The 26,603-nt window shown below is 41.7% G+C and carries 30 protein-coding genes and 1 tRNA gene; 15 read left to right on the top strand and 16 right to left on the bottom strand.

The window, feature by feature from the left end:
- Positions 1–13: 13 nt before the first annotated feature.
- From engB to CP947_RS02705, 4 genes are all read right to left on the bottom strand, one after another.
- Positions 14–637 carry a GTP-binding protein EngB gene (gene engB, locus CP947_RS02695; protein WP_096711706.1) on the bottom strand — a complete coding sequence of 208 codons (624 nt, stop codon included), beginning with the start codon at positions 635–637 and terminating at the stop codon, positions 14–16.
- On the bottom strand, positions 634–1,611 hold the full coding sequence (locus CP947_RS02700) for a single-stranded-DNA-specific exonuclease RecJ (RefSeq protein ID WP_096711707.1): 978 nt from the start codon (positions 1,609–1,611) through the stop codon (positions 634–636). The genes engB and CP947_RS02700 overlap by 4 nt, the downstream gene beginning before the upstream one ends.
- Positions 1,612–1,797: 186 nt before the next feature.
- On the bottom strand, positions 1,798–1,956 hold the full coding sequence (locus CP947_RS10485; protein ID WP_165868996.1) for a hypothetical protein: 159 nt from the start codon (positions 1,954–1,956) through the stop codon (positions 1,798–1,800).
- A 135-nt stretch (positions 1,957–2,091) separates the two neighbouring features.
- A complete protein-coding gene (locus CP947_RS02705) occupies positions 2,092–3,696 on the bottom strand; it encodes a BatD family protein (protein ID WP_096711708.1) in 1,605 nt (534 codons plus the stop codon).
- A 180-nt stretch (positions 3,697–3,876) separates the two neighbouring features.
- Here CP947_RS02705 and CP947_RS02710 point away from each other — a divergent pair, with 180 nt between their 5' ends.
- The 8 genes from CP947_RS02710 (at position 3,877) to CP947_RS02745 (ending at position 13,490) form a co-directional block, all read left to right on the top strand.
- Entirely contained in the window at positions 3,877–6,624 is a 2,748-nt protein-coding gene (locus CP947_RS02710) for a UPF0182 family membrane protein (protein WP_096711709.1), read from the top strand.
- Positions 6,625–6,806: 182 nt separating this feature from the next.
- The gene (locus CP947_RS02715; RefSeq protein WP_096711710.1) at positions 6,807–7,418 is read left to right on the top strand and encodes an FmdE family protein; all 612 of its coding nucleotides are present in this window, start codon (positions 6,807–6,809) and stop codon (positions 7,416–7,418) included.
- A complete protein-coding gene (locus tag CP947_RS02720) occupies positions 7,411–8,436 on the top strand; it encodes a 4Fe-4S dicluster domain-containing protein (RefSeq protein WP_096711711.1) in 1,026 nt (341 codons plus the stop codon). The genes CP947_RS02715 and CP947_RS02720 overlap by 8 nt, the downstream gene beginning before the upstream one ends.
- A gap of 1 nt (position 8,437) precedes the next feature.
- A complete protein-coding gene (locus CP947_RS02725) occupies positions 8,438–10,195 on the top strand; it encodes a formylmethanofuran dehydrogenase subunit A (RefSeq protein WP_096711712.1) in 1,758 nt (585 codons plus the stop codon).
- A gap of 4 nt (positions 10,196–10,199) precedes the next feature.
- Entirely contained in the window at positions 10,200–11,009 is an 810-nt protein-coding gene (locus tag CP947_RS02730; protein ID WP_096711713.1) for a formylmethanofuran dehydrogenase subunit C, read from the top strand.
- A gap of 9 nt (positions 11,010–11,018) precedes the next feature.
- A complete protein-coding gene (locus CP947_RS02735; RefSeq protein ID WP_096711714.1) occupies positions 11,019–11,408 on the top strand; it encodes a molybdopterin dinucleotide binding domain-containing protein in 390 nt (129 codons plus the stop codon).
- A gap of 1 nt (position 11,409) precedes the next feature.
- Positions 11,410–12,717 carry a formylmethanofuran dehydrogenase subunit B gene (locus tag CP947_RS02740; RefSeq protein ID WP_096711916.1) on the top strand — a complete coding sequence of 436 codons (1,308 nt, stop codon included), beginning with the start codon at positions 11,410–11,412 and terminating at the stop codon, positions 12,715–12,717.
- A 2-nt stretch (positions 12,718–12,719) separates the two neighbouring features.
- Positions 12,720–13,490 carry a formate dehydrogenase accessory sulfurtransferase FdhD gene (locus CP947_RS02745; RefSeq protein WP_096711715.1) on the top strand — a complete coding sequence of 257 codons (771 nt, stop codon included), beginning with the start codon at positions 12,720–12,722 and terminating at the stop codon, positions 13,488–13,490.
- 9 nt (positions 13,491–13,499) lie between these two features.
- Here CP947_RS02745 and CP947_RS02750 read toward each other — a convergent pair whose 3' ends face one another.
- Both CP947_RS02750 and CP947_RS02755 read right to left on the bottom strand, forming a co-directional pair.
- Positions 13,500–14,273 (bottom strand): DUF364 domain-containing protein, encoded by a 774-nt coding sequence (locus tag CP947_RS02750; protein ID WP_096711716.1) that lies wholly within the window; start codon positions 14,271–14,273, stop codon positions 13,500–13,502.
- A gap of 9 nt (positions 14,274–14,282) precedes the next feature.
- Positions 14,283–15,074, bottom strand: coding sequence for a beta/alpha barrel domain-containing protein (locus CP947_RS02755; RefSeq protein ID WP_096711717.1), 792 nt, complete (start codon positions 15,072–15,074; stop codon positions 14,283–14,285).
- A 305-nt stretch (positions 15,075–15,379) separates the two neighbouring features.
- On the opposite strand from CP947_RS02755, the gene CP947_RS02760 reads away from it, so the two are divergent.
- Positions 15,380–16,120, top strand: coding sequence for a Nif3-like dinuclear metal center hexameric protein (locus CP947_RS02760; protein ID WP_096711718.1), 741 nt, complete (start codon positions 15,380–15,382; stop codon positions 16,118–16,120).
- A gap of 9 nt (positions 16,121–16,129) precedes the next feature.
- The gene (locus CP947_RS10490; RefSeq protein ID WP_164909016.1) at positions 16,130–16,279 is read left to right on the top strand and encodes a hypothetical protein; all 150 of its coding nucleotides are present in this window, start codon (positions 16,130–16,132) and stop codon (positions 16,277–16,279) included.
- 1 nt (position 16,280) lies between these two features.
- On the opposite strand, the gene CP947_RS02765 is transcribed toward CP947_RS10490, so the two are convergent.
- On the bottom strand, positions 16,281–16,808 hold the full coding sequence (locus CP947_RS02765; RefSeq protein ID WP_096711917.1) for a tRNA (cytidine(56)-2'-O)-methyltransferase: 528 nt from the start codon (positions 16,806–16,808) through the stop codon (positions 16,281–16,283).
- A 42-nt stretch (positions 16,809–16,850) separates the two neighbouring features.
- Entirely contained in the window at positions 16,851–18,371 is a 1,521-nt protein-coding gene (locus CP947_RS02770) for an AMP phosphorylase (protein WP_096711719.1), read from the bottom strand.
- A 537-nt stretch (positions 18,372–18,908) separates the two neighbouring features.
- Here CP947_RS02770 and CP947_RS10905 point away from each other — a divergent pair.
- Positions 18,909–19,037 (top strand): hypothetical protein, encoded by a 129-nt coding sequence (locus CP947_RS10905; protein ID WP_277749682.1) that lies wholly within the window; start codon positions 18,909–18,911, stop codon positions 19,035–19,037.
- 1 nt (position 19,038) lies between these two features.
- Here CP947_RS10905 and CP947_RS02780 read toward each other — a convergent pair whose 3' ends face one another.
- From CP947_RS02780 to CP947_RS02810, 8 genes are all read right to left on the bottom strand, one after another.
- Positions 19,039–20,202, bottom strand: a complete 1,164-nt coding sequence (locus tag CP947_RS02780) for an MFS transporter (RefSeq protein WP_241645864.1) — start codon at positions 20,200–20,202, stop codon at positions 19,039–19,041.
- A 225-nt stretch (positions 20,203–20,427) separates the two neighbouring features.
- On the bottom strand, positions 20,428–20,553 hold the full coding sequence (locus tag CP947_RS10910; RefSeq protein WP_277749683.1) for a hypothetical protein: 126 nt from the start codon (positions 20,551–20,553) through the stop codon (positions 20,428–20,430).
- A gap of 23 nt (positions 20,554–20,576) precedes the next feature.
- A complete protein-coding gene (locus CP947_RS02785; protein WP_096711722.1) occupies positions 20,577–21,152 on the bottom strand; it encodes a FumA C-terminus/TtdB family hydratase beta subunit in 576 nt (191 codons plus the stop codon).
- Positions 21,137–21,991 carry a fumarate hydratase gene (locus CP947_RS02790; protein WP_096711723.1) on the bottom strand — a complete coding sequence of 285 codons (855 nt, stop codon included), beginning with the start codon at positions 21,989–21,991 and terminating at the stop codon, positions 21,137–21,139. The genes CP947_RS02785 and CP947_RS02790 overlap by 16 nt, the downstream gene beginning before the upstream one ends.
- 66 nt (positions 21,992–22,057) lie before the next feature.
- A complete protein-coding gene (arsB, locus tag CP947_RS02795) occupies positions 22,058–23,113 on the bottom strand; it encodes an ACR3 family arsenite efflux transporter (protein ID WP_096711724.1) in 1,056 nt (351 codons plus the stop codon).
- 5 nt (positions 23,114–23,118) lie between these two features.
- Positions 23,119–23,973, bottom strand: coding sequence for a universal stress protein (locus CP947_RS02800; protein ID WP_096711725.1), 855 nt, complete (start codon positions 23,971–23,973; stop codon positions 23,119–23,121).
- Positions 23,974–24,051: 78 nt separating this feature from the next.
- Positions 24,052–24,366 carry a DUF6951 family protein gene (locus CP947_RS02805; protein ID WP_096711726.1) on the bottom strand — a complete coding sequence of 105 codons (315 nt, stop codon included), beginning with the start codon at positions 24,364–24,366 and terminating at the stop codon, positions 24,052–24,054.
- Positions 24,367–24,833: 467 nt separating this feature from the next.
- Positions 24,834–24,919: transfer RNA gene (locus tag CP947_RS02810), tRNA-Leu, on the bottom strand.
- A 244-nt stretch (positions 24,920–25,163) separates the two neighbouring features.
- Between CP947_RS02810 and CP947_RS02815 the strand changes: the two genes are divergently transcribed.
- The 4 genes from CP947_RS02815 to CP947_RS02820 all read left to right on the top strand — a co-directional run bounded on the left by CP947_RS02815 (position 25,164) and on the right by CP947_RS02820 (position 26,563).
- A complete protein-coding gene (locus CP947_RS02815) occupies positions 25,164–25,604 on the top strand; it encodes a molybdopterin-dependent oxidoreductase (protein ID WP_253247321.1) in 441 nt (146 codons plus the stop codon).
- On the top strand, positions 25,537–25,713 hold the full coding sequence (locus CP947_RS10685) for a molybdopterin-binding protein (RefSeq protein WP_253247322.1): 177 nt from the start codon (positions 25,537–25,539) through the stop codon (positions 25,711–25,713). The genes CP947_RS02815 and CP947_RS10685 overlap by 68 nt, the downstream gene beginning before the upstream one ends.
- Positions 25,670–25,819, top strand: coding sequence for a molybdopterin-dependent oxidoreductase (locus CP947_RS10690; RefSeq protein WP_253247323.1), 150 nt, complete (start codon positions 25,670–25,672; stop codon positions 25,817–25,819). Before CP947_RS10685 ends, CP947_RS10690 begins: the two co-directional genes overlap by 44 nt.
- Before the next feature lie 300 nt (positions 25,820–26,119).
- The gene (locus CP947_RS02820; protein ID WP_096711727.1) at positions 26,120–26,563 is read left to right on the top strand and encodes an ester cyclase; all 444 of its coding nucleotides are present in this window, start codon (positions 26,120–26,122) and stop codon (positions 26,561–26,563) included.
- The last annotated feature ends 40 nt before the right edge of the window (positions 26,564–26,603 follow it).

Below are 26,603 nucleotides of genomic sequence, written 5' to 3' on the forward strand. Positions count from 1 at the left end.
CAATACCCTATTTTCAGATATATTTTAGCAAGGAATCCCTCTTAGCCGAATGGATGCGCTTCCTTATAATAGAATTTAAGGCCTGCAGATCTCCTTTTTTAACACTTATCGGTGCTACCCTGTCAATCCACTGCCTCCATGGTGGAAAAAGCCCCAATCTTTCAATAATAGCATCGAGGACCCTATCTTTATCCTCTTCCCTGATCTTATCCATTTTATTTACAACTATCAGGGGTTCAAGATCCATTTCTGTAAAAAAATCGAATATTTCTATATCAATGGGAAGCTCGCCCCGTTGATCCCAGCGATCCACAACCTCAACAAAAGAACCTGCATCAACTACTATAGCAGCGATGTTAATCCGCTGATTTCCTTCTTCTATATAACGTACGATCTTATCCTTTACGATATCCTGTTTGCGCTCTTTTACACCATTCATAAATCCAAAGCCGGGAAGATCTGTAATCACTAATTCCCCTTTCTTCACATGAGTGGGTTTCAGGGTGACACCAGGTCTTTTGCCGACCTTTACTTTGCGTCCTGAAAGGGCTTTTACAATAGAAGATTTGCCTACATTGGAGCGACCGGCAAATACAATTTCAAAATCATTGTTTTTGGGAACTGCAGTAGGTTTCATAAATCTCCCTGCTTTGTCTCAGCCATATTAACTCTCCGGTCAAATTCCTGAAGGAATGCATCAAGTTTTTCTTCCGGAATACGGGCCCCGGCAGCCATTGGGTGGCCGCCGCCACTACCGCCATACTGGGGTGCAATATCTCGCAAAAGGAGGTTGATATCCACACTGCTGTTACGGGAGCGCAAGCTTAGATCATAAGCAGCTTTATTATTCCTGTGTTCGGCTGCAATCCCTATTCCTTTTCTTCCATAGGAGGCTGCATAGATTGCGGATTTGGAAAGGTAACCTTCGGGATCAAGTACATAAGCTACCGAATGAAGCGGATGGACCAACTCCTTTACACGTATCCTCAACTCTTCTTCAATTCTTGATGCTTTTTTTGCATAGGGGATGAGATTGGGTATTTCAGAAGGAATTAAATCAGTAGAAAGAGGGTCAATGATTTCTCTTTTAAAATCATAGTTTCTACCAACATATTGCAATGCCTGGATCAATGTTCCTGCCTGGAAATAGAGACTTCTTTTGTCCCAGTCCCTTGTCCATTTCTTAATTTCAGGAGTATTATCCCTGTAATCACCTATGGCACCATACACAGCAATCCTGCGGATATCCCTTTCCAAACGAGATTTAAAAACCTTGTATGTAAGTTCTGCGGCACATGTGTTCAGGTCATGGTGAAACCAGGGTTCATCCCAGCACATCCTTGGAAGAGGATGATGATCAATATAGGTAATATCTGTATGACTGGCAATATCATTAATCTTATTGTAGAGATTTACACATGAGCGTTCATCCACGGCTATGTCGCAGATAATGATATTATCATAATCTTCAGCCATATCAAGTCTATTATGCAGACTCACTGGACTGGTAAAATAGACCCTGGCATCAGGGTATGCACTTTTGGCTATGGCTCCCGAACATACTCCATCCGAATCACCATGTGTGAATATAATTGTATCAGTTTTTTTCATGTCTGTCCATATCAATATCACTACAATTATTAAAAATTGAGGGAATCATATATGATTTCCATTGTTACATTCACAAAATCTTTTATTAACCTCACCGAACCAAAGGAAGAAGTATTATTTGCCCCATTGATGGATTCGTAATCTGGTTTTACTGGTTCATTTATTTTGCAAGGCCATTGAAAACTTTCATGAAAGGATAACCGATTGATTAGTACCCAAAACAGCAGTCCAGCTATAGGACTTATTTGATTTTATTGTATAACCACTAACATTAACCTCTTCACCCCAATCGAGAGTATCTTCCTCCGGGTCTTTCTGATCGATATACTCTGCAGAAACTGCCATTGCAGCTATATTTACTGCAAGAAGGATAACCAGAAAAAAGAAAAATCCTGAAAGACAAGGATGTGAAGTTGCGCTCCATACTATTCCTTCAATTTTTAGAGCAGGAGTCTACTTTCGTAAGGGAGGGTAGTTGACTTATCGCTTTATCCCAAATACATATATTCCTGTTAATACGAAAATTACCATCAATGCATCAAATCCGGGTTGGACTTTGTTGTTTTCATTCGTTTCACCGGAACCGCCATTTGATTCGTCATCACTGAAAATACTATTATCGTCTCCACTATCATCGGATATTTGTGAATCAGCCTTGTTTGACGCATCAGTTGCTGCATCCTGGGTTGAAGTGTTGATGACATCAAATTGCAGGATATTGGAGACCCTTTCTCCTTTGTAATTTTCCATGTCGATAAAAGAAGCTCTAGCAGCTGGTACTGTGAAATTACCCTCATTTCCTGCACGAATAATATAATTGTAACTTTTTGATTTACCTTCTGGAATAACCTGATCCAGACTGGTTTCTCCTCTTACAAAGGTAACATCATCAGGTATTTCAGATACTGCCTTCACACTCGCATCCCTGTTACCTTTATTGCTTACCTTAACGGTAACTTTCACCTCATCAGAGGGTCTGATTGTTGAACTCTCCGTACTCTGCGTAACTGTTATTACTGGACCATCAACCTGAATTTCAGGTTGGTTAGATTCATATTCATAGATTTTCCCGTTAGATGCTTTGAAAGAAGCAATTGTAGCAGGCGCTTTGAATTCTCCTGATTTGGTGGGTTTCATTGAGTATTCAAAAATTTTAATGGTTTCTCCTGCATCAAGAGAAATATTCTTATTAAGAACTACATCATCAAGCAGTTCCATATGATCGATGATTTTATCTTTTACAGTAATATTACTCACATCATAAAGACCATTATTACGTATTGAAACTAAAACCCGGGCCGTTTCATCCATATATATTTCTTCAGGTATGGATTTGGTTATCATTAACTCAACCTTAGGAGCGATTGTTACAGTTTCGATCTCCTCATTTTTATGCAAATCCCCGTTGATATCATATCCTTCTACTGTAGCAACAATATCTAAATCCGTTTCCTCCCACAGATGAGGAACCTTTAGAGTTAACTCGTATTCCTCTGTAGTTTCATCGATCTCAAGCGAAGATATGCTTTCTGTAAGGTCCCCTTCAACAACATCCATCCCTGCCGGGTCAACACTAAGCTGAACATCTTCAGCTTTCGCTGAACCATCATTTTTGATTTTCAATGTAACTTCTATTTCGGCCTTGGAAGTTATACGGGGGTCGTATTCATCCCTATCTGTTTCGATACTAATGTCAAACTCAGGTTTCCCTCGATTATAAATACTAATTTCAGCGGTGGGATCTTCCATATTTCCAGTCCACTCATCAATGTTAACCTTTACTTCATTCGCATGAACCCGTATATCTTTTCCCTCTTCTGTATCCCTGTATTCAAGATTATCGCCAACAAGCAATGCTCCATGTTTCAAGGTTTGGCCATTTTTTGATATGCTTATATAGACGTGTTCATCCTTTTGAAAATCCTCAGCAGTAATAGTATAACCATTATCCTCCACGGAATCTCCCCAATGAAGGGTTGCAGAATCGATACTTTTGTCCCACTGGATGTCATCAAGTGTGTAAGCAGATGCTGTAGTGGCCCCAGCACATATTAACAGGAGGGATAAGAAAATTCTTGAATACATGGATATACCTCTTTATTTGTGGGAATGTATATAAGGCAGATTATATTTACTTTGTGTATTGGCTAAATGTACCAATATTCATATAATTATCCCAATTATGTGGGAAAAAAGGTTTATAAACATGCAACTTCTTCTCTAAATGAGACTTTTATATGAGTCAGGTTACTCATGGGGTTTATTATGAAAGATATGAAAATTATATTCCTGTTAATTCTGGCATTATTTTTGGGGATAAGTCCCCTGGTAGGAATTTACACGGATTACCTATGGTTTGATATGATAGGATATACATCCGTATTTACAACAATATTACAATGGAAATTAATTGCAATAATTCCCGGTTTTATAATTGCATTCTTATTTCTTTATATAAATGCAAAATTTGCAAGAGATTCGATTGATAAGATCCTTACAGAGAAGAACATTACATCAGAAAAAGTAGATTCCCAGATAATCCTGGTGTCAATTGTGGCTGTATCATTTATTTTTGGCCTCATATTCAGTGGAAACTGGAAAACTATACTGTTATATTTTAACAGTACATCTTTCGGATTAGAAGACCCCATTCTTATGAATGACATCGGGTTTTACGTATTCCAGCTACCTTTCCTTCATATGATAAGAGGCGTTTTTCTCGGTCTGACAATTCTTTCTCTAATACTGGTACTGGCTCTTTATTTTTACAGGCTTGAACCTTTATTCAGCTCCGACAAAATTGAAATAGAAGATTCTGAAGAACCTTATTTTTTGAATCAATCAATTGATTTAAAGCAAATTATGGATAAATTGCCTACAAAAGTTCTTGTCCATATTTCTGCAATACTTGCATTCCTGTTTGCATTAATTGCTTTTGGATTTTTCCTTGAAAGATATGAAATATTATTCTCCCAGCAGGGGGTTGTCGCAGGCGCCGGGTATACCGCTGTCAATGTAAGCTTGCCGATTTTCACCATTCTGACTGTATTGTCAGTGCTGACCTCAATTGCTTTACTGGCCAACGTCAAATTGAAAAACATAAAAATACCTTTTGTGGCTATAGCTCTTATAGCACTCTTTATAGTGGCCAGCTCTTTTGTACCGGGTGTTTATCAGCAATTCAAGGTCGAACCGACTGAAATCCAGCTTGAAGAACCCTATCTGGAATACAATATAAATTATACAAGAACTGCTTACGGACTTTCTGATATTGAAGAAAAGCCGTTCAAAGCCAATATGAATTTGACTTCATCAGAGCTGGAAGACAATTCAGAGGTAATTGATAATATAAGGATATGGGATCGGCGTGCCCTGGAGCAGACCTATAAACAGCTTCAGCAGATCCGAACCTATTATACTTTCAACGATGTTGATACAGACCGCTATCATGTTGAAGATGGATACAAGCAGTATATGATATCGGCCAGGGAACTGGATACCTCTCGCCTATCCCCTGAAGCCAAGACATGGGTCAATGAAAAATTGGTATATACCCATGGTTACGGGATGGTTATGAATCCGGTCAGTACAAAAACCGAAGATGGCAGACCTGAATTGGTCTTACAGGACATTCCTCCAAGAGGAGAATTTGAAGTTGATAGTCCAGGGATATATTACGGGGAAATCAACAGGGATTACAATATAGTAAATACCGGAAAGGATGAATTTGATTATCCAAAACAAGGGCAGAATGTATTTACACAATATGAAGGTAAAAGTGGAATACTACTGGATTCATTTGTAAAACAGCTGATATTCGCATATACCTTTAGTGAACCGAATTTTATCCTGAGCCAGTATATCGATGATGAATCCCGCTTGTTGTACCGTCAACAGATTGAGGACAGGGCACAGGAAATAGCACCATTCCTCGAATATGACAATGACCCGTATCCGGTAATCCATGAAGGCAAGGTCTACTGGATAATGGATGCTTACACTACGGCTAACAAGTATCCTTATTCTGAAACCTATTACGGAGCACAGTTTAACGGTATTAATTACATCAGAAATTCAGTGAAAGTTGTTGTAGATGCCTATGATGGAACGGTTGATTTCTATATGATAGAGGACGAACCGGTCGTAAATACCTACTCTAAGATTTTCCCGGATTTGTTTAAGTCATTTGATGAAATGCCGCAAGGCCTGCAAAAACATATCCGCTATCCCAAGAATTTCTTTAAGGTCCAGATGGACTTATACGAAAATTACCACATGAAATCTGCCCAAGAATTCTACAATAAAGAGGATTCCTGGCAAATACCAAGGGAAGTTTACAGGGGAAGCAGTATTGAAATGGAACCCTATTACATGGTCACCAAATTACCCGATGATGGTGGATTGGAATATGTGTTGCTGCAACCGTTTACACCCCGTAACAGAGAGAATATGATTGCCTGGATTGCAGCCAGATGTGATAAGCCAAACTATGGACAACTCAAGCATTACGAATTGCCAAAGGGAGAACTTGTCTATGGACCTACCCAAATTGAATCCAGAATCGATCAGGACCCTGATATTTCTCAGCAACTGACCCTCTGGGGTCAAAGTGGTTCCCGTGTAATTAGGGGAAATCTGCTTGTAGTTCCAATCGGTAACTCGATATTGTATTCAGAACCCCTGTTCATAAGTGCTGAACAGTCTGAAATTCCGGAACTAAGGAGAGTTGTTGTTTCTTCGGGACAAAGAGTTGTCATGGGGGAAGACCTGAAAGAATCCCTGCAAATGCTAGTTGAAGGCCGTGTTGACAGGGAAGAAGGAACCGATCAGCCGGAAGTATCCCAAACCTCCCGGGAGCTTGCACAAAAAGCACTGGACCATTACAATCAGGCCCGGGAATATCTGAAAGAAGGCAATTGGACCGGTTACGGGGAAGAAATAGATCAGATGGAAGATGTACTAAACCAGCTTTCCCAGAGCCTGGCTGAAGACAATTCCACAGCAACAGAATAAAAGGAAGAATAGCTTCTTTGCAGATAGTTATTGCAGCCTTTAGCAAGGCTGCATAGCCTCTTTTATGGTAGGTCTGCGGGTTGATGCACATCGATAATTATATATAATTTTCATCGCTATGTTCTTTAGGCATCCGGACGCTTATAAGCATCTCACCGGCCTTCTTTATTAGAGGTTTTTATATGGAAACTATGGATGAGATCCTAGAGAAGATAAAAGTGGAATATCCAGAACTATTTACACAGGTCGAAAAGGTCGTCCCATTCCACGGTTTTTTGAGCAGTGGTGCTTTAATAGGAATCCACATGCTAAATATTGCAAAAAGGGTACTTGATGTAAAGGAAGGAGAAAGGATATACGTTCAAAGTGAAACGTATAATTGTATACCGGACCCTTTTCAGATACTTGAAAGTGCCACAACTGGCAATAAACGTTTGAGAGTTCACGATACAGGAAAAATGGCTGTGATCGTGAACAAACAAGCTCCATCGGGAATTGCTTCTGTTAAAGGAGTAAGAATATATCTCGACCCGGAGAAGACTAAAGATTACCCTAAATTGCATGCCTGGTATATGAACACAAAGAAACTTCGCCACGAAGAAGTTGTTCCTGTGCTTCTTGAAGCCGGTGAGAATGTCTATTCCTGTGAAATGGTAGATATAGATGTGCCGGTAAAAAAGAAAAAGACAATAAAATTATGCCAGAAATGCAATGAAAGTTTTATTCAAAGAAACAATGAAGTTCTTTGTGATGCATGTAATGATAGCCAAACGGAGACTATACAATATGAATGAAACAGTGATTTCGACAAAGGACAACAAACAGGTGATATACATTCCTGAGAAGTGTATCGGCTGTGGAACTTGTGTCATGGTGTGTCCAAAAGAGACACTGGTCATCGGTTCAGTCGGGCCGGTTGCCAGAGGACTCATCGACAAAGAGTTCCTGGAGATCAGACCGAACACATGTATAACATGTGGAATGTGTTCCAAAGTTTGTCCTACAGGTGCTCTTGAAATGAGAGAAGACGGAAAGCCAGTCGAGGAAAAAACCTTCCTCATAAATGCTATTAAACCAACCACTGTCAATGATGATTGTGTACACTGCGGACTTTGCGAGCAGGTATGTCCACAGGGTTGCATCGAAGTGGATCAGTGGCTTTCCAACGATAATGAAGCAAAAATCGATGGTACAACAACAATCAATCAGGAATGCTGCGTGCATTGTGGATGGTGTGAATCCGTTTGTCCGGTTGATGCCATAGAAGTGGAGAAACCATTTGAAGGAACTTGGTTCAGGGACGAGAATGTCTGCCAGGCGTGCCGTACCTGTGTGGATGTATGCCCATGCAATGCATTATTCAATCCGGAGTGGAAAGCCGGGGAACGTGTTGACAAAGTAGCCCAGAGGCCGGATGCATGTATCTACTGTGGAGCATGCGCAGTTTCCTGTCCAGTACAGGCAATTGATGTCAGGAAAACTGCAATTACAGCTGAAATGGAAAAGAAGAAAGTATTCGAGAAAAAACTCCTCGACAAACCTTCCCCCGAGCCAACACTTACTTCCAAACTTGTCACCGACGAATATGACTGTCTTGGCTGCGGAAACTGTGTAATTGTCTGTCCTGTGAATGCCTATGCAAACAAAGAACTTGCTGCGGGGCACCTCAATAACATGGATGAAAAAGCATTGCTGGAAGTCAAGAACGGAGCAGTTAATATAATTGATCAGGACGTTTGTGGCTCCTGTGGCGCATGTGCCATGATCTGCCCGACAAACGCTATATGGCTGGAGAAGAGAGAGGTGGAATAATATGGCAGCTACTATTGCAATAAAAAATGGACATGTTTTTGATCCCCTCAATGAGATAAATGGGGACATCATGGACATCTATATCAAGGACGGAAAAGTAGTCCCTGAATTATCTGATGCGGAAATGAAAAACGCAAAGGTCGTTGATGCCACTGGTAAAACTGTAATGCCAGGCGGTGTGGATTCACACACCCATATTGCGGGTGCCAAAGTAAACTCCGGCCGTCTGATGCGGCCAGAGGACAGTTATAAGTGGAATCGTCCAAAGACCTCAATAACCCATGGCGGAACCGGGGAAACCGTACCTTCTGTATATCTTGAAGGATATGAGTATGCCCAGATGGGATATACAACAGCTTTTGAAGCTGCAGTCCCGCCTATGGAAGCACGTCACACCCATGAAGAGATGCATTCCATCCCAATGCTTGACATGGGAGGATACCTTGTTCTTGGTAACAACTGGTTCATGATGCGCTATCTCAAGGAAGGCGATCTCGAAAAGGCTGCTGCATATGTGGCCTGGATGATGAGGACACACAAGACCTATGGTATAAAATGTGTGAACCCTGCCGGTGTGGAGAACTGGGGATGGGGTAAGAATGTCAAATCCCTGGATGAGACCAACATCCATTTTGAAATTACACCAAGGGAAATCATCGAAGGACTTACCGAAGTCAATGAAATGCTCGGTATTCCTATGCCAGTACACCTGCACGCCAACAATCTGGGTCATCCGGGATGTTATGAAACAACAAAGGAATCCCTTACCATTCCATCAAAAGTCAAACCCAATCAGGATATGGGAGTAGAATGGGCAGAAACCAAGATCGATCCTACAAAGGATAAATCCATCTACCTGACTCACTTGCAATTCAATGCTTTTGGCGGAACATCCTGGAGAGACTTTGAATCCGGTGTGAAGGATATTACAGATTATGTTAACAGTCAGGACCATGTGGTAATTGACAGTGGTAGTGTACCTTTCGGTGAAGCCACATGTATGACCGGTGACGGTCCGTCTATTCATGATATCGCAGTCCTTACAGGCGGTAAATGGTCCAACTGTGATGTAGAACTTGAATGTGGTTCCGGTGTATGCCCGTTCACATATCTTAAGAGCAACCCCGTACACAGTGTCCAGTGGGCAATGGGACTTGAATCTCTGCTTCTGATCGATGATCCATGGAAGACCATCATGACAACCGATAATCCTAACGGTGGACCATTCACCAAATATCCGAATGTCATGACCTGGTTGATGTCAGAGGCTTACAGGAATGAAACATTCAACGAAGTCCACAAATGGGCAAATGACAGAAGTACACTCGGTGGTGTCAGCCGTGAACTGTCGCTCTATGACATTGCAACCATTACCCGTGCCACTCCTGCAAAGACCAATGGTATGGCACACAGGAAAGGAAGTCTTGCTGTTGGAGCAGATGGTGATGTAACCATTTATGATATCGATCCAACCAGGTTGGACGTTACAGCCAACTACAATGACCTGCTCACCAAATTCAGGTATGCCGATTATACTGTCAAGGGTGGAGAAATTGTAGCCCATAACGGCGAGATAATGTCGATTCCCGAAAGAAGGACCTACTACAGTGACATAAAGGTCGATGCAAACGAGGAAAAGAAGATGCTTGAGGACGTGAAGGATTGGTTCAGGTACTACACCCTTGGTTTCGAGAACTATCCGACACCTGAGAAATACCTCGTCAACCCAACCCCCATCAATGTAAACATGGAGAAGTGATGTCATGACAGAGGTAGTACTTACACCAAACACTGAAATTGATATTAAGATCGAAGCCGATGTAATCAAACCAGATGAGTTTGCAGGCAAGAGCAAGGAAGAAATTGAGCAGTTGATTGTCTGGCAGGGACCGGACAAATTGCCCTTGAAGAATTTCTTTGATGTGAAAGGTCAGGGTGGAAGCTCTGCTGAAGAGACTTCCATTGTGATTAAAGGGGATGTAGCCCGCGTAAAAATGATCGGAGCGGAAATGACCGCCGGTAAGATCACTATACAGGGTTCCATCGGCCTGAAAGTCGGAGCTGAGATGAAAGGCGGCGAAATTGTCGTAGAAGGGGATGCAGATTCCTGGGCAGGAACCGAGATGAAAGGCGGTTTGCTCCATGTAAAGGGCAACACAGTCGATCACCTGGGATGTGCCTACCGCGGCAGCTGGAAAGGAATGACCGGTGGTCGTATCGTTGTTGACGGAAATGCCCAGAGCCAGATCGGCGGAGGATTAACTGGTGGCGAGATCATCGTTAACGGTAATGCCGAAAATTTCTGTGGTATACGCCAGTCCGGTGGTCTTATTGTCATCAGAGGAAATGCTATACGTGCAATTGGTGCCGAAATGAGCGGTGGGACAATTGTGGTCGAAGGCCATATTACCAATTTCACTCCCGGTATGCAGTATGAAGACGAGCAATATGATCTCTGTTTCGAAGACATCGAATGTGGCGGAGTATTCAAAAGATTCACAGGTGACTTTGCCATATCCAAAAAACCAAAAGGGATCCTGTATGCTGGCAAGGAAGCAAACCTGGAACTCTGAGGTGATATTATGAAAGCATTACTAAATACCGGAAGTACAATTTACGAAGGACAATTTGCCAAGGGTGGCGAAAAATATTCTGAAGGTTACATGAAGGAATGTGCCCTGTGCTGGATCTCCCCCTTAGATTTTGAAGAACTGGGATGTCCTGAAAAGGTTAAAGTAACCAGCATGGATGGTAAACATACCGTAGCTGTATACACAAGATGCACTGACAGGGTAATGTGCGGTAACATATTCATGCCCCGTGCTATCTGGTCCAATGTGGTAATCGACCCACACACCTTCTCCACAGGATCACCGATCTACAAGGGAAGTCCTGTAGATATAGAACCCACTGACGAGGAGGTTCTTACAGCCGAGGATATTGTATTGAAAGTATATGCAGGAGGTAAGTGAAATGTTCAAGAACATATTCTGTCCCGTCTGTGGTGCTTCTTGTGATGATGTACAGGTTGAACTGAAAGATAACAGCATCACTGTCAAGAACGCATGTAAGATGGGCAATGCAAAGTTCCAGGAGGTCGTAAGCGACCACCGTATCAAAAAACCCATGGTAAAAAAAGATGGGGAATTCGTGGAAGTCAGCTGGGAAGAAGCCCTGACAAAGGCCGCAGAAATTCTCGCAGCATCTAGAAAACCCATGCTCTTTATAGGAAGTGAAACCTCCTGCGAAGCCCAGGAAGTTGGTCTGCATATAGGCGAATATCTTGGTGGAACAGTAGACTCCAATGCGACAATCTGTCACGGCCCAACTGTAATGGGTATCCAGGAAGCAGGATGTGCCGCAGCAACTGCGGGTACAAAAAAGAACCGCAGTGACGTAAGCATCTACTGGGGTACCAACCCACTGGAATCCATGCCCAGGCATATGTCCAAGTATGGTATTTTCCCCAGAGGTTACTGGACCAAGAGAGGACGTTTCGACAGGAAAGTTATTACTGTAGATCCAAGAAGAACCCCTACAGCCGATGCTTCAGACCTTCATGTCCAGCTCAATCCCAACAGTGACTATGAACTGTTCAATGCTCTTTTGACAATCCTTAACGGCAAAGAGCCTCACCATTCCGTTGAAAAAGTAACCGGTGTTCCGATTGCTGTCATGGAAGAAATGGCGGACATGATTCTCGATGCCAACTTTGCCAGTTTCTCCGTTGGTCTGGGTGTAAGTTCATCATATGGAAAACACCGCAACATCGAAATGGCGCTTAACGTGGTCAAAGAACTGAACAACAACCACGGTACTAAAGCCAGTATCGGTGCCCTTCGTGGTCACTGCAATGTTGCAGGATTCAACATGGTTGCATCCTATCTCTACGGTTATCCCTTCGGTCTTGATTTCACACGCGGCTACCCCAGATACAACCCCGGTGAAACCACCTGTGTGGATATTCTCAGGGAAAAGGACACGGATGCGGCAATGGTTGTAGGTGCCGACCTTATGGCACATACTCCGGCAGACTGTGCATCCTATCTTGCAGAAATTCCAATGGTATGCATAGACATTGCTCCAGGCCCAACACCAACTGCAGCTGATGTAATACTGCCTGGTGTAATTGATGCCATGGAATGTGACGGTACATTCTACAGGCTGGACAACGTGTCTGTCTATTTCAAACCCTTTACTTCCTCTCCCTTTGACTTCACAGAAAGCAATGAGGATACCCTCAAACAACTCTTTGCGAAGATAAAGGAAATGAAGAGTTAAGCATGAGTAAAGCAGACTGGCACTTCGATAAGAAACCGGATACAGAGATTACGTGGAAAGAGGAGGAGCGGGATACTACCGCTCCTTATATTCCCATCCAGTGTATCGAAGTGAAAGGAGATGCTTCTCCAAAAGAGATCAGTGTAGATGTTGTTATTGAGAAAATGTATGAAGTATTCCTCAATGGCAACTTCATATCTTCTTTTTTGGCAAGCCCCCGACAACTTAAGGAAATGGCTGCAGGTCACCTCATATGTGAAGGACATATTGAAAATATTGACCAGATCATTTCTATTGTTATAGATAAAAATAAGTTGTTCTGCAAAACAAAACCATCATCCTTAGATAAGACCACTCCTAACCCTGAAATGAAGGTCAAAAGCAGTACCCTGTTCGATCTTATCGACTACATTTTTGAAAAGGGCAAGATCTGGAGGCGTACCGGTGGTGCCCATTCGACTGTAATCGCAACATCTAAAGGAGAAATCCTCACATTTTGTGAGGATGTCAGCCGGGCATCAGCAGTTGATAAAGCAATCGGTAAAGCTGCAATGGGGGGTGTGGAACTTGATAACTGCATAATGGCAACTTCTGGCAGATTGTCCGTTACAATGGTAGGAAAAGGCGTCAATGCCAGAATTCCCCTCATGGTAAGTAAAGCTGCACCAATGGATAAGGGAATCAGGCTCGCAAGACAAAATAATATGACGCTTGTGGGATTTGCACGCAGGCCCAATCTTTACATCTATTCCAATCCTGAGCGATTGATCTAAGGATAATATTTACTGAACAAAAGATATCTTTGTACCACAATTTCTGTGAAGCTGCTTTGTCCCGCCAGCCTGGCTAACTATTCTTAACATTGTTGGTGCATCATCAATTCTTGTACCCATTACAGCAGTAAAGCCTTCCTCAAAGAAAGGTTCTGGATACAGGGGAGTAGTAGGTCCAAGCAGAATCGCGTTAGATGCCTGGCTTACTGATTCCATCAAAGGACCAAGGGAGTTGTTCAAAAGAGTGGTACCTGTGATTATAGCAACATCTGATGATGCTATTGTTTCTTTCAGCTCTTCCTCGGGTACAATGGTTATCCTTTCATCTTTTATTGGCCTTTTTTCCGCCACATAAAGGGTTGAGGCTTTTTTTAGTATACCGGGAATCATGGGGGCAAAATGGCCCACCATTGCTACCCTGTCATTATTTTTAATAATATCCAATACACTGGTATCTGACGATTCGTAAGAAGAAATCTCTTCCCCGGTTTTTTTGATGAAAGCATTGAGTGCACTGGTCGCAACTGTTCGTTTTAGGGAATTGGATGATTTACCCATCTCAAGAACCCGGGGCAAAGGGTTATTATGAATTTTACCTGCGGATGAAAGGATTTCACAATGGGCTGATTGAGGAATCTGAGTTGCAGCAACACCGCCGTGGATACCAATTCTGGCACCACTGTAAACCACTCCCAGAGATATTTCATCTACAATGCTTTCAGGAAAAGTATCAGCATTTTCTTTAGCAAGCCTGTCAATCAATCCGGTTAGTATATCACCCATTGGAACACCTCAAATTCTTTCAATTCTGGTGGTCAGATCAAGAGGTTGAGCATAATAAGGTGCAGTGGAGACAATAATATCCACATAAGGAGCATATTGCGGAATCTCATCCGATTTAATACCACCCACAGCAATCTCAAGGCCGGGATTTATTGTTTTAAGTTTGGTAACAAGCACAGCCATTTCTTCGGGAGAATAATGATCAAGTAACAGGACATCGGCAATTTCAGCGTATTTGAGTGCTTCGTCATTATCACGTGGTTCTATTTCTATTTTTTTCACTGCCTTGAGATTCTCAAAAGAATCTGCCACATCCAGATGGTTCTGTGTCACAAGAATGGAATCACTCAAGGAATTACGGTGGTGAGTTCCTCCGGCTACCTTTACTGCCTTTAATTCGTATTTCCTGAATCCCGGATGGGTTTTGCGACTTGTGGCAATCATTATATCGGGATTTTCTTTTCTTGCAGCCTCTACGAAATTATGAGTCCGCGCTGCAATCGCACATACTATTGAAAGGAAAGTCTGAGAGACACGCCAGAGTTTGAACAATATTCTGAGGTTTCCTTGTGCGGAGAATATTACAGCCCCTCCTTCGAAATATTCACCGTTCTCAACCCTGTAGGTCACATCCAGTCCTTTGTTTTTGTAGAATTGTTCCAGATCATCAGCACATGCTCCAATTCCCTCATCCCGTGACAGAATGTTCAGGGTACCTCCACCATTTATCTGAAGCAATTCTGTGGTTTCATCCCCGTAAGGACAGTCTTCCTGCAAGTAATGTTCAAAATTCTCTATCATACTAAACCAACCTTTAATTTACGCCAGCCTTTCAAATCCTAAGTGTATAAAAGTTCCTGGACATCCCTCATTTTGCCAGCTGCATAGAATATAACACTTTCCGAATAGAATAAAAAGGTTTGGAGACTACCGATAAATGATGCATGTAACGATTTTTAAGAGAGGTAACATCTATTCGGCCAGTGTTTTTTCCGACAGAGACAATCGGCTATTTCCTATGCGTTATGTACATACATACATATCAATAAAAAGCTATCGATCTAAAACCCGACAGTTTGATATTGGGATAAATTAATTTCAGGAATATGAACCTTTCAGAAATTGTCAGAAAATTGGAAGTAATTGCACCTCCTGAACTTGCAGAAGATTTTGATGAAGGCAGGATTGGATTGACGCTGGACCTGAAAAATGAAGTTAATCGAATAGCTGTGGCCCTGGATCCTACTGAATATACGCTTAGCCGGGCAGCAGATATTGGAGCAGACCTGCTTATTACACACCATACCCTATTATTCCATTCGATTAATTCAATATCCTGCAAGCTGGCCACAAACCTGAAGATCGCGCTGGATAACAATATTTCCCTCTATGCAATGCATACCAACTATGACCGCGCAGAAGGAGGAGTGAATGACATTCTTGCTGAAAAGCTGGGTCTTAAAAATATTGAGAAACTGGACATGGGATGTATAGGAGAAATGGATCCTGTCTCGAAGGATGTTTTCATCAATCACGTGTGCAGGTCCCTGAACACCCATGTACAATACGTCGGTGAAAAAGAGATGATTTCCAAAGTTATGGTCTTCGGTGGGAGTGGATTTAAAGGACCTTTTCTTGATATTGCTAATTCAATGGAGGTAGATGCCTATGTGTCCTCCGAACTCAAACATGATGTGATCCGCAGTTTTACAGATATGCTGCTGGTGGATGCAACCCATTATGCCACCGAAAATCCTGCAATGCAAGCACTTGCAACCCGTTTGGAAAATGACCTGGGTATCGACACCGAATTTATTGACCACAATCCCCTGATACGCACTTCCTGAAGTGATAATATGGGTTCAGATGAAATATCGGATGATGAACTGGAAAACATGCTTGCAGAATCATCCAGAAAAAGGGATCGCAAACACCGGGGATTTGGTGGATACGAGCGCAATAAGATATACAGGGGTGCCGAGGTAAAGGACAAAAAGGAAGACTGAATCAGGGATTTTCGATTATTTTCTTCCCGTGATCCATTGGTACAACATGAAGTTGTGCATCTTTAAATTCATTCTTCAAGGGCTCATCTTCTGCGATCCTGTCCAGAGTAACAGCTACAGCGGCCACTTCTGAATGAGGCTGGTTACCCACCGCAACATTCCAGTCAGCCAGTTCATAGACCTCAAAGGGGACTTTTTCCGCACCGACAACGATCATGAGTTTTTCACATTCCTGCATAGACGCAACGGCATCTGGCAGATTGATACCATACATTGAAAGATGGCAAACCTTCCCGCCTTCTGATTTCCATTTTTTAATCTCGGTCTTCCATTTTACATCATTGCGGATATAAAATTCTCCTCCCCAGCGTTGGCACAGCTGGGTCACGCTCCGGGTAATAGAGGGATCGTTACTTGCAAGGAGTATCCCTTCAGCACCGAAAGCCCTTGCTGTAAGGGCCACGTGGGTTGTGATACGTTTATCTCTTTGAGGCCTGTGTCCCAGACGCAGTATTACAATTCTTTTCATGGGCAAAAATAGGAAAAAGGATATTAAAGCGTAATGGCCGCTTTACACTTCCTTAAAGGATTGTACTCGTTCAAGTAGCATACCTTCAACCACTATAGGGGAGTCTCTTTGGGCATTCCGCAGAGCTGTTTCCAGTTTATTTTTCTTTTCTGCGTGAATGGTAAGAACGGGTTCACCTTTTTTGACCGGCTCTCCCTGTTTCTTATGAATCAGCACACCCGCTCCCTTATCATTGGGTGCACCGGCAAGCCGTGCAATCTGCACCACTCTCTTATTTTTGAATTCAAGTACATATCCATTTGCAGGTGCGGTTATCTCAGCTGTATGCTCACCGGCAGTAATATCCTTGTAAGTCACATCGGGATTGCCGCCCTGTACTTCTATTATTTCCCGGAATTTGGCAAGAGCTTTGCCATTTTTAAGAGTTTCCATGGCAAGTTCATTACCCTGGCCACGGGCAGCCACTCCACCCATCTCAAGCAGCATTCCTGCAAGAACCATACTTTTTTCGATAAGACTGTTAGGTCCTTCACCTGTTTCCAACACTTTGAGAGCCTCTCGTACTTCAAGTGCTGGTCCCACAGTCCGACCAATCGGAGAAGCACCGTAGGTAAGGGCACAGTCCACATTCATTCCGAGTCGCTCACCCAGATTGATAAGATCACGAGCAAGTTTTCTACCTTCCTGCACGTTTGCAATCTTGGTACCGGGGCCGGTGGGTATGTCAATAACCACATTATCAGCACCAACAGCTCCCTTTTTAGCCATTATTGATGCCAACAGCTGACAGTGTGGATCAATGGAGAGGGGGTATTCTACTTTGATAAGTTTGTCATCTGCAGGGGCTATGTTGGTGGCACCACCCCATACCAGAACACCTCCAACCTTTTCTGTCATTTCCTTTACCTGGGAAGCGGAAAATTCAACGGGTGCCAGAACTTCCATAAGATCGGATGTCCCCCCTGCACCTGTAATTGCACGGGAACTTGTTTTTGGAATAAGTAGCCCGTTAGCTGCTACAATAGGTACTACCAGAAGAGAAATTTTATTACCCGGCACTCCTCCGATAGAATGCTTATCCATGATCGGACCCTTCGCAAATTCAAGTTTTTCTCCTGTATCTATCATCGCCCGGGTAAGCCATTCGGTTTCGTCATCCGTCATATCATTTATATAAGTGGATGTCAGGAAAGCAGCTAGTTCGATTTCACTCAAGTTCTCTTCCACAATATCTTTGACAAGGCCATATATCTCTTCCTGAACAAGTTTTTCCCCATCCATGTTTTTGCGGATCAATCGTGCAGATTTGGGTTTCTCTGCAGGTTCGATCTCTACAATTTCAGTCCACTCCCTCTGAAGCTGTTCTTTAACTTCGTGATACAGTCCGATCATTCCCGGAGATATCATATCTTCTGTAAAATCCACAATTGCTGTAACTGTAACATGCCCTGTTACACGAACCCGGTCTCCTTCATAAACACCCAGTTCTTTAGCATCTATGGAGTTAAGTATAATTTTGTATTTTCCGACTTTGATATCGATTGGCTGGACTTTAAGTTCCATTCTTACACCTTATATGAGTTTTATATTATATTACATCGATAATTTATTTAACTTTTCAAGAAGATTTTGTTTATCCAAGTTATCTACTTTTCATTTATGCTTATTCAAAGCAAATCTTAATGGAATCATATATCGAAAAAGCTATATAAACTTCTGCAGGAAAACAAATCTTAATATATAATAAATGAACTGTACCACGCTTACACATGGAGATCCCTACAAGTGTCCATATCACCCATTGGATGTTTTTTTGTGATAATAATTACCATGTGTGTACATTGATATTATATCACGCTGGGTGGACATTATACTAATAAGTGTTGTAGATCTACATCCAATAAACAAGGATTGAATCTGCTTCCTGCAGGACAGCTTGATGATGGGCATATATTAAAAGCAATATTTGGTAACAAATCCAGATAAATATCGTCGACCATGCCGTTTTTATTTCTTGGTATCGGCATATATGTAAATTATATACTAAATAAAAATGGTTCTATATGGCTGATATGGGGGATTTATATTGTCGTTTTTTCAATGGTTGGACATCCAGAACCTCTTGAAGACAATATAAACCTTGATAAAGGAAGACTTGGAGTAGGAATTGTTACTTTTGCTCTTGGAGCACTCTGCTTCACATTGGTACCTTTCACGATTGTGCAGTGATTCAGGTGTCTGTTGTATAGATTTTGTGTCTCATTATGAAGGTAGATATAGCAACACAAAAACCCAGCAAACTTGAGATTATAAAGACTACAGCAAGGTTGGAATTTAACAGTATTACACCAAGTACCGCAGGTGCTGCAGTTTGGCCGACATACTTCATTGTATTAAACAGTGACACAACACTTCCCATTTCATCATCAGGAGCCACCTGAGTGATAAGTGCGTTTAGCAACGGTTGAACCATCCCAAAACCAACACCAAAAACCAGCAATAACATGAATACCAGTGGTATAGAGTTAGCACCAGACATTCCCACGACTGCAATACCTAGTAAGGTGAACCCAATCCCAAGTATGGTATATTTTGGATATTTTGATGCCAGACGTTTTGCTTGGGATGCAAATATCACCACAGAAGCACCCTCTACACCAAGAGCCAGACCTGCACCCTGTGATGTAAAACCAAAATTATCTTTCAATATAAATGGGACATAAATTACAATTGTGTATAAAAGGAAGAATACTGCAAAACTTAAAAACACTGTATATGCCACTCTGATATCTTTGAGAGACATGAACATTTTTTTAAAACCTGTTCTTTGTTCTGGATTGGCCTTCATGTTCATGGTTTCGGGCAAGACAAGCATTGCTATAAATGCAAGAGGAATAGTCAACCCATAAAACAGGAAGGAGTAATTCCACCCGAAAACTGCAAGGGTTCCCCCAATAAATGGTGCCGACACCGAACCTACGGCTGTGGTCATGCTCATTATGCCCATAGCATGAACTCTTTCAAGTCCATCATAGAGTTCGCCTATCATGGTCATTACCACAGGCACCATGCCTGCAATACCGATACCCTGGATAAATCTGAATACAAGAAGTATTGGAAGGTTTGGTGCAAAATAACCCGCCAAACCAGCTACTCCATTTATTAAAAGACAGGGTATGAGCACTTTTTTGCGACCTATTCTATCTGTCACCACACCTAACAGTACCATGAACAATGCGGTAGAAATCGTATATACACCAAGCACCCATCCAACCGCTTCACGGGATGTATTAAGCGGCTCGACCATTGATGGTAATACAGGCCCCATTAGTGCACCGCCAGCCATACCGAAAAAAGCAACAAGACATATGATAGAAAGCACCAACTCATCCATGAATCCCATTATAATCAGTCCTATCAGTATTGTATTTTAACCGGGATATCATTATTTATAGATCCCTGAATTATCGATAAATATAATATTTATTGGGTAATAAAGTGGCTTCAATTTATACATTTGCCCGGGGAAAGAGAAAAACGGCAAAACTACTGTTTCTGCCAATGTAGCCACATCTCTTGCAGGTGCAAGAAGCCAATTCACAGGTGTTTTTGATCCGGATCAGTTCACCCGTATATTATTCCATGCTTCTGTGATCCAGGGGTTTGTTACAGGAATCGTAGCGGGCCAGATGAGGGAAGGACAGGTGTCAGCAGGCTTAAAGTACTTCTTATTGCTGACCATCATAGCACGGACCACTTTCACCTTCCTTATCTGAGAGCCTTTTCAAGATTTTCGTTTACCTTTTCCCTGATATTCCTGAAAAGGTCTTCTCCCCCAGTATCTATTCCCACAACCAAGGGGCCGAATTCATTCATTTCAAGTACCCATATTGCTTCTGGCATACCCAGATCAAGCCAGTGGACATCACAAACCTTTGTTATGGAATTGACCGCCAGTGCAGCGCATCCTCCCGTATAGGCAAGATAGACACATTTTCCTTTCATTGAATCGGCGACATTGTCCATTCCACCCTTACCTATCAACATTCTCACATTGTGCTTTTTCAGAAGTTGAGGAGTCATTGCAGACATGCGTGCACTGGTGGTCGGGCCGGCTGCCACAGGTTGCCATATTCCAGGTTCCTTTTCCTGAATAAGAGGACCACAATGATAGATAGTAGACCCGTCCAGATCAAAGGGCATATTTTCCAGAGGGGTTTCCAGAATACGTTTATGAGCCTCATCACGGGCTGTGAGGACTTTGCCTGATATGTAAACTATATCACCAATTCTCAAGGGTGATATGTCCTCGATGGAAAGAGGGGTTTTCAGATGATATTCCATTTGCCATTACCTCCAATAACAGCTGTGGCATGCCTGTTGGCCCAGCACTGGATGTTGATAGCCACGGGCAGGGAAGCAGTGTGGCAGTGGGCTGTCCTGATATGTACCGCCAGAGCCGTCGTATCGCCACCTGTACCCATAGGACCAACCCCAAGGGAATTGACTTTTTTCAGCAGAGCATTTTCCTTTTCATCCATGTCATTTACCGGCTCCAGCAAAGCGCACTTGGCAAGCAGAGCGGCTTTGTCAAATGATCCACCAACACCAATACCCAGGATCACAGGCGGGCAGGGCTTTCCCCCGGCATTCCTGACGGTTTCAAGGACAAGACGGTCGATTGAATCACCTTCTGTGGGATTAAGCATTTTCAGTATGCTCATATTTTCCGAGCCTGCACCTTTGGGAACGGCTGTGATCCTCAATTCTTCTGAATTATTTAAATAATATTTTATATCCGGTAACCCATCTCCAGTATTATCCCCACTATTAATACGTGTCAGGGGATGTACGGCATTGGGCCGCAGAGGTACAGCAGATGTGGCCTTCATCACCCCCTCAATAAGAGCTTGTTCAATATCTGGAAGGGGTGAGAGTTTGCGGCCGATTTCCACAAAAAGAATGATAATTCCGGTATCCTGACATATGGGCACAGAATGTCTGCGAGCAATCCCTGTATTTTTCAGTATTGCCTGCAAATGGGAGCGTGCAATCTCACTGCTCTCCTCCTGCTCAGCGTTTTCCAGACAAGCAACCACATCATCAGGCAATTCAGTCTCTGCCCTTTGTATGGCCGAGACTGTTGCCTGCACAATGTCTTCATATTTTATTCCTGATTCCAAGAAAAATCACCTGCATTATAAAAAAAGGAAGATGACTACGCTGCATTATAATTTTCAGACCAGCTGTCACATTCCCTCTTCAAACTGGAATTTGTGCCTGTTCATTTTCATTATCTTTACAAGTGATAACATTACAGGTACTTCTACCAGTACACCTACTACAGTTGCCAGCGTTGCTCCTGAAGTTGCACCAAACAGTATTAATGTGGTGGCTACTGCCAGTTCAAAGAAGTTACTTGGTGCAATAAATGTAGAAGGTGCAGCTTCATAGAAGGGGATTTTCAGTTTTTTTGCGCCATAATAGCTGATTGCAAATATAAAATATGTTTGCACTATGATAGGTATAGCAATCAGGACAATATGTAAAGGATATTTGATTATCATTTCACCCTGAAGAGTGAAAATCAAGACCAAGGTTATAAGGAGTCCCGCGGGTGTAATCCATTCTATTTTATTGATGAGATTGTTTTCAAACCAGCTTAGGCCTTTGCTTTTAATGACATAATGTCTGGTTAACATTGCGAGGACGAGAGGGAGCGCTACATAGAATAGTACAGAATAGAATATGGTCAGTACAGGTATTGGGAAGTCAGTGGTCTGGCCAACAAGAAACGCTCCCAGGGGAGCAAACAATATCAATATAATCAGGTCATTTACAGAAACTTGTACAAGAGCGTAATTGATATTACCGTTTGCTAAATATGTCCATACCAGTACCATTGCGGTACAGGGTGCAAGTCCCAGTATAATTAAACCCGCAATATATTCCGCTTGAAGATTAAGCGGTATAAGACCAGAGAAAAATATACTGATAAATATCCAGGCAATTATGGTCATTGTAAATGGTTTGATTGCCCAGTTTACAAAAACGGTCAGATAAAGAGGTTTTTTATTTTCTTTTACTTTTAGTATTTCTTCAAAACTTATTTTTAACATGATGGGATACATCATGATCAAGAGGACGATTGCAATTGGAATAGACACATTTGCAATTTCATATTGACCAATTGTATCTGCAAATTTGGGGAACAGGGAACCTATTGCAGTACCCAGTACAATACAGATGGCTACCCATATGGACAAATACTTGCTGAAAAAATCAAGTTCTCTTTCTTCTTCCATTGTTTTCACCTGTTATCTGCAGGAATTAGCAATATTGGTTTGACAGTATTTCGGAGGAGGTTTTCGGCAGTACTTCCCAGAAGAATATCCTTTAATGATTCGGTTCCATGTGTGGTTATCATTATCAGGGTGATTCCCATTTCTTCTGCAAGTTCATCCAGTATTTTTGCAGGTTTGCCTTCCTTTACAACATAATTGACTACCAGCTTTTTCTCCAAATCATTACCGATCTCATAGAGTTTATCAAGACTTCCCTTTTTCTTATGTTCAAGTTGAGGCTTATTTTTTGCATTTTCTATAATATGTACAAAGACAACTTCATGGATGACATCTGTCATTTGCCGGAGCATATCAAGTATTTTACTTGAATTATCCGAGAAGTCTAACGGAACCATTACTTTTGAAAACTTTGCAGAACATGCCTTCGCATATAATTCTTCTTCACCGTTTTCAAGTTTATTGTATTTCTCAATGAGCAGAATCTTATCGGACCTTCGGGAAATATAGTTTGTAGTCCTGCCTGTAAGCTTTCCTTTTATAACTCCCGATGTGGTTGCACCCATAACAATACAATCTACGTTTTCTTCATCTGCAACTTTAATTATAGTTTTATTAACATCGCCTTCAACAACATGTGTGACTGTATCGATTCCCATTTCTTCCAGCAGTTGCTTGTATTCAGCAATTTTTTTCTTTGCATTTTCCTCGAACATGGGAGCAAGTCCCTGGGATTTAAAAATGTCCACAACATGCAACAATATAGCTTTCTTCAAGCCTGTGTTTTTCAATTCTGCAATACAGGAGAGCAGTTTCTCACTCTCAATCGTAAAATCAGTAGGTATAAGTATAGTTTGAATCATGTTTTCCCCAAATATTATCTACTTAATAGACAAGGAGATCTTGATATAATATCAGATATCTATTTACAATACGATAATTTATTGGAAATCGATGCTGACTCTTCCGGATTTCTTTGCCAGGGATTCAGACAGAATTCCCATTTCCATCCTGCACACATGTAATATTCCACAGGGCACAAGACAATTGGATGAGCAGTTCAATTCCTGGGCCTTTGATATCACATAATTGTCCTTGATATCAAGTGTCTGATCAATGGGTACTTCCATATGCGACATCTTTTTTATTTTAGCACAATCCGTTTCGATGTCAATAATTATGTTTTTTCCTTCCTTTTTCCCAACAACTTTATGTTCAAATCCACATATGCTTGAATTAATGGTAATTTCAGCCATTCTTTATCTCCGTTGTGTGACAACTAATATATCGAATATCGCTAGTTAATTGGTTGTTATTTCTTGTATATATATGTATTTCAACGAATTTTGAAATACCAGCATGTAAATAGATTTTTTGCGTGTACTTTAATTGATTCATCCTATTTTAAAGAAATTTTTATCTAAACCCTGTAGAGGTACAGACGATCTTGAAAGCTCTTTGGTTGATCGATTCAGTGTGGATAAAGGGGCTACATAAGTATCAAAGTCATGGAGAATTAATCATGACAGAAGAACTGAAATTTTGAAAATGTAAATATGAAATACTCACATAGTGTTATTTAAAATTAAAAACAACAACCTACAAAAATAAATGCAACAAAATACATTTACATTTCTGCCCTAAATGATTCTTGAAAACTGAGAAAATATAGCCGGTTAAAGAGGTAGTTGTTAAATGAAGTTAAAACATGTAAAATATGGATTGGTGCGAGAGGGGGGATTCGAACCCACGAACTCCTACGAGAATGGATCTTGAGTCCATCGCCGTTGGCCGCTTGGCTACTCTCGCACACTTTTTATTGCAGATTTGGTTTGACATTTTCCTGCAACCAGAATATGCAACCTCTAAATAACATGATTTTTTATAAATCTATCGCAGGAGACCTGTAATTGAGACAGCACCGACAACTTGCTAGCCATTCCAATAAGTGCCCTAAAAAGTACATTTTTTATTGCAAGCAGGGACACCTCAATACATCATACAAAATCTATTTTTGCAATAAGTTCCAGGTTCCATATACAGAGGTGGTTTCATGAAACATCCAATATTTCTTTTCCTTATCATTATAGTGCTTGTAGCAGGCTGTATTTCCAACACACCGCAGGAAACAGAAGATGGTGTGCAGGACAATGAGACAGAAACACTGGAATATGACGGTGTTGAACTTACACCGATTGAAGAGCAGCGCAACAATGGCATCAAGGGAACCCAGTATATTGATAGAGAGACCTACACACTCAAAATCAGTGGAATGGTAAATGAAACTACACATACAAGTTATGAACAGCTCGCCTCTTACCCGGCCGTTTCCAGGGTTGTGCCGCTTGACTGTGTAGAAGGCTGGCGCTTTACAGCACTGTGTACCGGTACAGACCCTGCTGGAAGAAGCCGGAGTCAGGACAGGGGTGAACACGGTTATTTTCTATTCAAAAGACGGTTATTCTACATCCCTTTCCCTGAATTACCTGATTGATAACAATATTATCGTTGCCTACAAACTTAACAACGTCACCCTCCCCCCGGGAAAGAGGTTTTCCCCTGCAACTTGTAGCAGAGGGAAAATATGGTTACAAATGGGCTAAATGGATTACCGGGATCGAGGTGACGGACGATGAGAATTATGAAGGATCCTGGAAAAGGCGTGGCTACAATAATGATGCAGATGTGGATAGCCCAAAGTTTCAATAATCATAAATGAATTTCAGAAATTGGAAGGAGACAGAGATATTAAGAATCGGGTGCAAACCATACAATTTGGGACTTTATGTATCTAAGCCTAAATACCTCCGCCTTACTCTTCCAGAATTTACAATCAATCCTCTGTTGCGTTTATACTTCTACAATATAATATACAGAGTATATAGAATAAATATATCACAGAACCACAGGTCAGAACCAATTGTACCTGACATATACTGATACTACCGGATAAGTCTGCAATTTTCGGGAAATAAACTTTTTAAATAGAAACCCTGTCTATTATTAACGATGGGAAAAAATGAGACTAACGATGAGCAAATCTGTGGCTCTCTTGATAAAAACAAAGAAATCGTGCTGAAAGTCGCCAGAGAAGGCTGGAATCCTGTTATAATAGATAAGCACTGTACAGATGATTATCTGATGCATTATGGCGGAGAAAAGCTGGACCGAGAAAATCTCAAGGAATTCATGGGTGCCATACACCATGCCCTTCCAGACCTCCATTTTGAAATAGAAGATATAATAGCTGAAAATGACAAGGTTGTTACACGCTGGAAGGCAGAAGGGACCCATAAAAAAACATTTCAGGGTGTGTTTCCTACAAACCGTAAAGTTAGTTTTACAGGCATAACCATAAGCAGGGTAAAGGATGAAAAGATTGCCGAGGACTGGGAAGAAGTAGACCAGCTCAATTTCACCCAGCAGTTTGGTGTCTATCCCGACAATATATAATTTATTCTATAGCAGGCTACACTATCCTTTGCCCATTTGA

Origin of the sequence: Methanohalophilus euhalobius (genome assembly GCF_900215215.1) — an archaeon.
Lineage (GTDB): Archaea > Halobacteriota > Methanosarcinia > Methanosarcinales > Methanosarcinaceae > Methanohalophilus > Methanohalophilus euhalobius.

Coding starts and splice junctions, on each gene's coding strand:
- engB (WP_096711706.1), bottom strand. CDS start 637: ATGAAACCTACTGCAGTTCCCAAAAACAATGATTTTGAAATTGTATTT.
- CP947_RS02700 (WP_096711707.1), bottom strand. CDS start 1,611: ATGAAAAAAACTGATACAATTATATTCACACATGGTGATTCGGATGGA.
- CP947_RS10485 (WP_165868996.1), bottom strand. CDS start 1,956: ATGGCAGTTTCTGCAGAGTATATCGATCAGAAAGACCCGGAGGAAGAT.
- CP947_RS02705 (WP_096711708.1), bottom strand. CDS start 3,696: ATGTATTCAAGAATTTTCTTATCCCTCCTGTTAATATGTGCTGGGGCC.
- CP947_RS02710 (WP_096711709.1), top strand. CDS start 3,877: ATGAAAGATATGAAAATTATATTCCTGTTAATTCTGGCATTATTTTTG.
- CP947_RS02715 (WP_096711710.1), top strand. CDS start 6,807: ATGGAAACTATGGATGAGATCCTAGAGAAGATAAAAGTGGAATATCCA.
- CP947_RS02720 (WP_096711711.1), top strand. CDS start 7,411: ATGAATGAAACAGTGATTTCGACAAAGGACAACAAACAGGTGATATAC.
- CP947_RS02725 (WP_096711712.1), top strand. CDS start 8,438: ATGGCAGCTACTATTGCAATAAAAAATGGACATGTTTTTGATCCCCTC.
- CP947_RS02730 (WP_096711713.1), top strand. CDS start 10,200: ATGACAGAGGTAGTACTTACACCAAACACTGAAATTGATATTAAGATC.
- CP947_RS02735 (WP_096711714.1), top strand. CDS start 11,019: ATGAAAGCATTACTAAATACCGGAAGTACAATTTACGAAGGACAATTT.
- CP947_RS02740 (WP_096711916.1), top strand. CDS start 11,410: ATGTTCAAGAACATATTCTGTCCCGTCTGTGGTGCTTCTTGTGATGAT.
- CP947_RS02745 (WP_096711715.1), top strand. CDS start 12,720: ATGAGTAAAGCAGACTGGCACTTCGATAAGAAACCGGATACAGAGATT.
- CP947_RS02750 (WP_096711716.1), bottom strand. CDS start 14,273: ATGGGTGATATACTAACCGGATTGATTGACAGGCTTGCTAAAGAAAAT.
- CP947_RS02755 (WP_096711717.1), bottom strand. CDS start 15,074: ATGATAGAGAATTTTGAACATTACTTGCAGGAAGACTGTCCTTACGGG.
- CP947_RS02760 (WP_096711718.1), top strand. CDS start 15,380: ATGAACCTTTCAGAAATTGTCAGAAAATTGGAAGTAATTGCACCTCCT.
- CP947_RS10490 (WP_164909016.1), top strand. CDS start 16,130: ATGGGTTCAGATGAAATATCGGATGATGAACTGGAAAACATGCTTGCA.
- CP947_RS02765 (WP_096711917.1), bottom strand. CDS start 16,808: ATGAAAAGAATTGTAATACTGCGTCTGGGACACAGGCCTCAAAGAGAT.
- CP947_RS02770 (WP_096711719.1), bottom strand. CDS start 18,371: ATGGAACTTAAAGTCCAGCCAATCGATATCAAAGTCGGAAAATACAAA.
- CP947_RS10905 (WP_277749682.1), top strand. CDS start 18,909: ATGGTTGGACATCCAGAACCTCTTGAAGACAATATAAACCTTGATAAA.
- CP947_RS02780 (WP_241645864.1), bottom strand. CDS start 20,202: ATGGATGAGTTGGTGCTTTCTATCATATGTCTTGTTGCTTTTTTCGGT.
- CP947_RS10910 (WP_277749683.1), bottom strand. CDS start 20,553: ATGATGGTCAGCAATAAGAAGTACTTTAAGCCTGCTGACACCTGTCCT.
- CP947_RS02785 (WP_096711722.1), bottom strand. CDS start 21,152: ATGGAATATCATCTGAAAACCCCTCTTTCCATCGAGGACATATCACCC.
- arsB (WP_096711724.1), bottom strand. CDS start 23,113: ATGGAAGAAGAAAGAGAACTTGATTTTTTCAGCAAGTATTTGTCCATA.
- CP947_RS02800 (WP_096711725.1), bottom strand. CDS start 23,973: ATGATTCAAACTATACTTATACCTACTGATTTTACGATTGAGAGTGAG.
- CP947_RS02805 (WP_096711726.1), bottom strand. CDS start 24,366: ATGGCTGAAATTACCATTAATTCAAGCATATGTGGATTTGAACATAAA.
- CP947_RS02815 (WP_253247321.1), top strand. CDS start 25,164: ATGAAACATCCAATATTTCTTTTCCTTATCATTATAGTGCTTGTAGCA.
- CP947_RS02820 (WP_096711727.1), top strand. CDS start 26,120: ATGGGAAAAAATGAGACTAACGATGAGCAAATCTGTGGCTCTCTTGAT.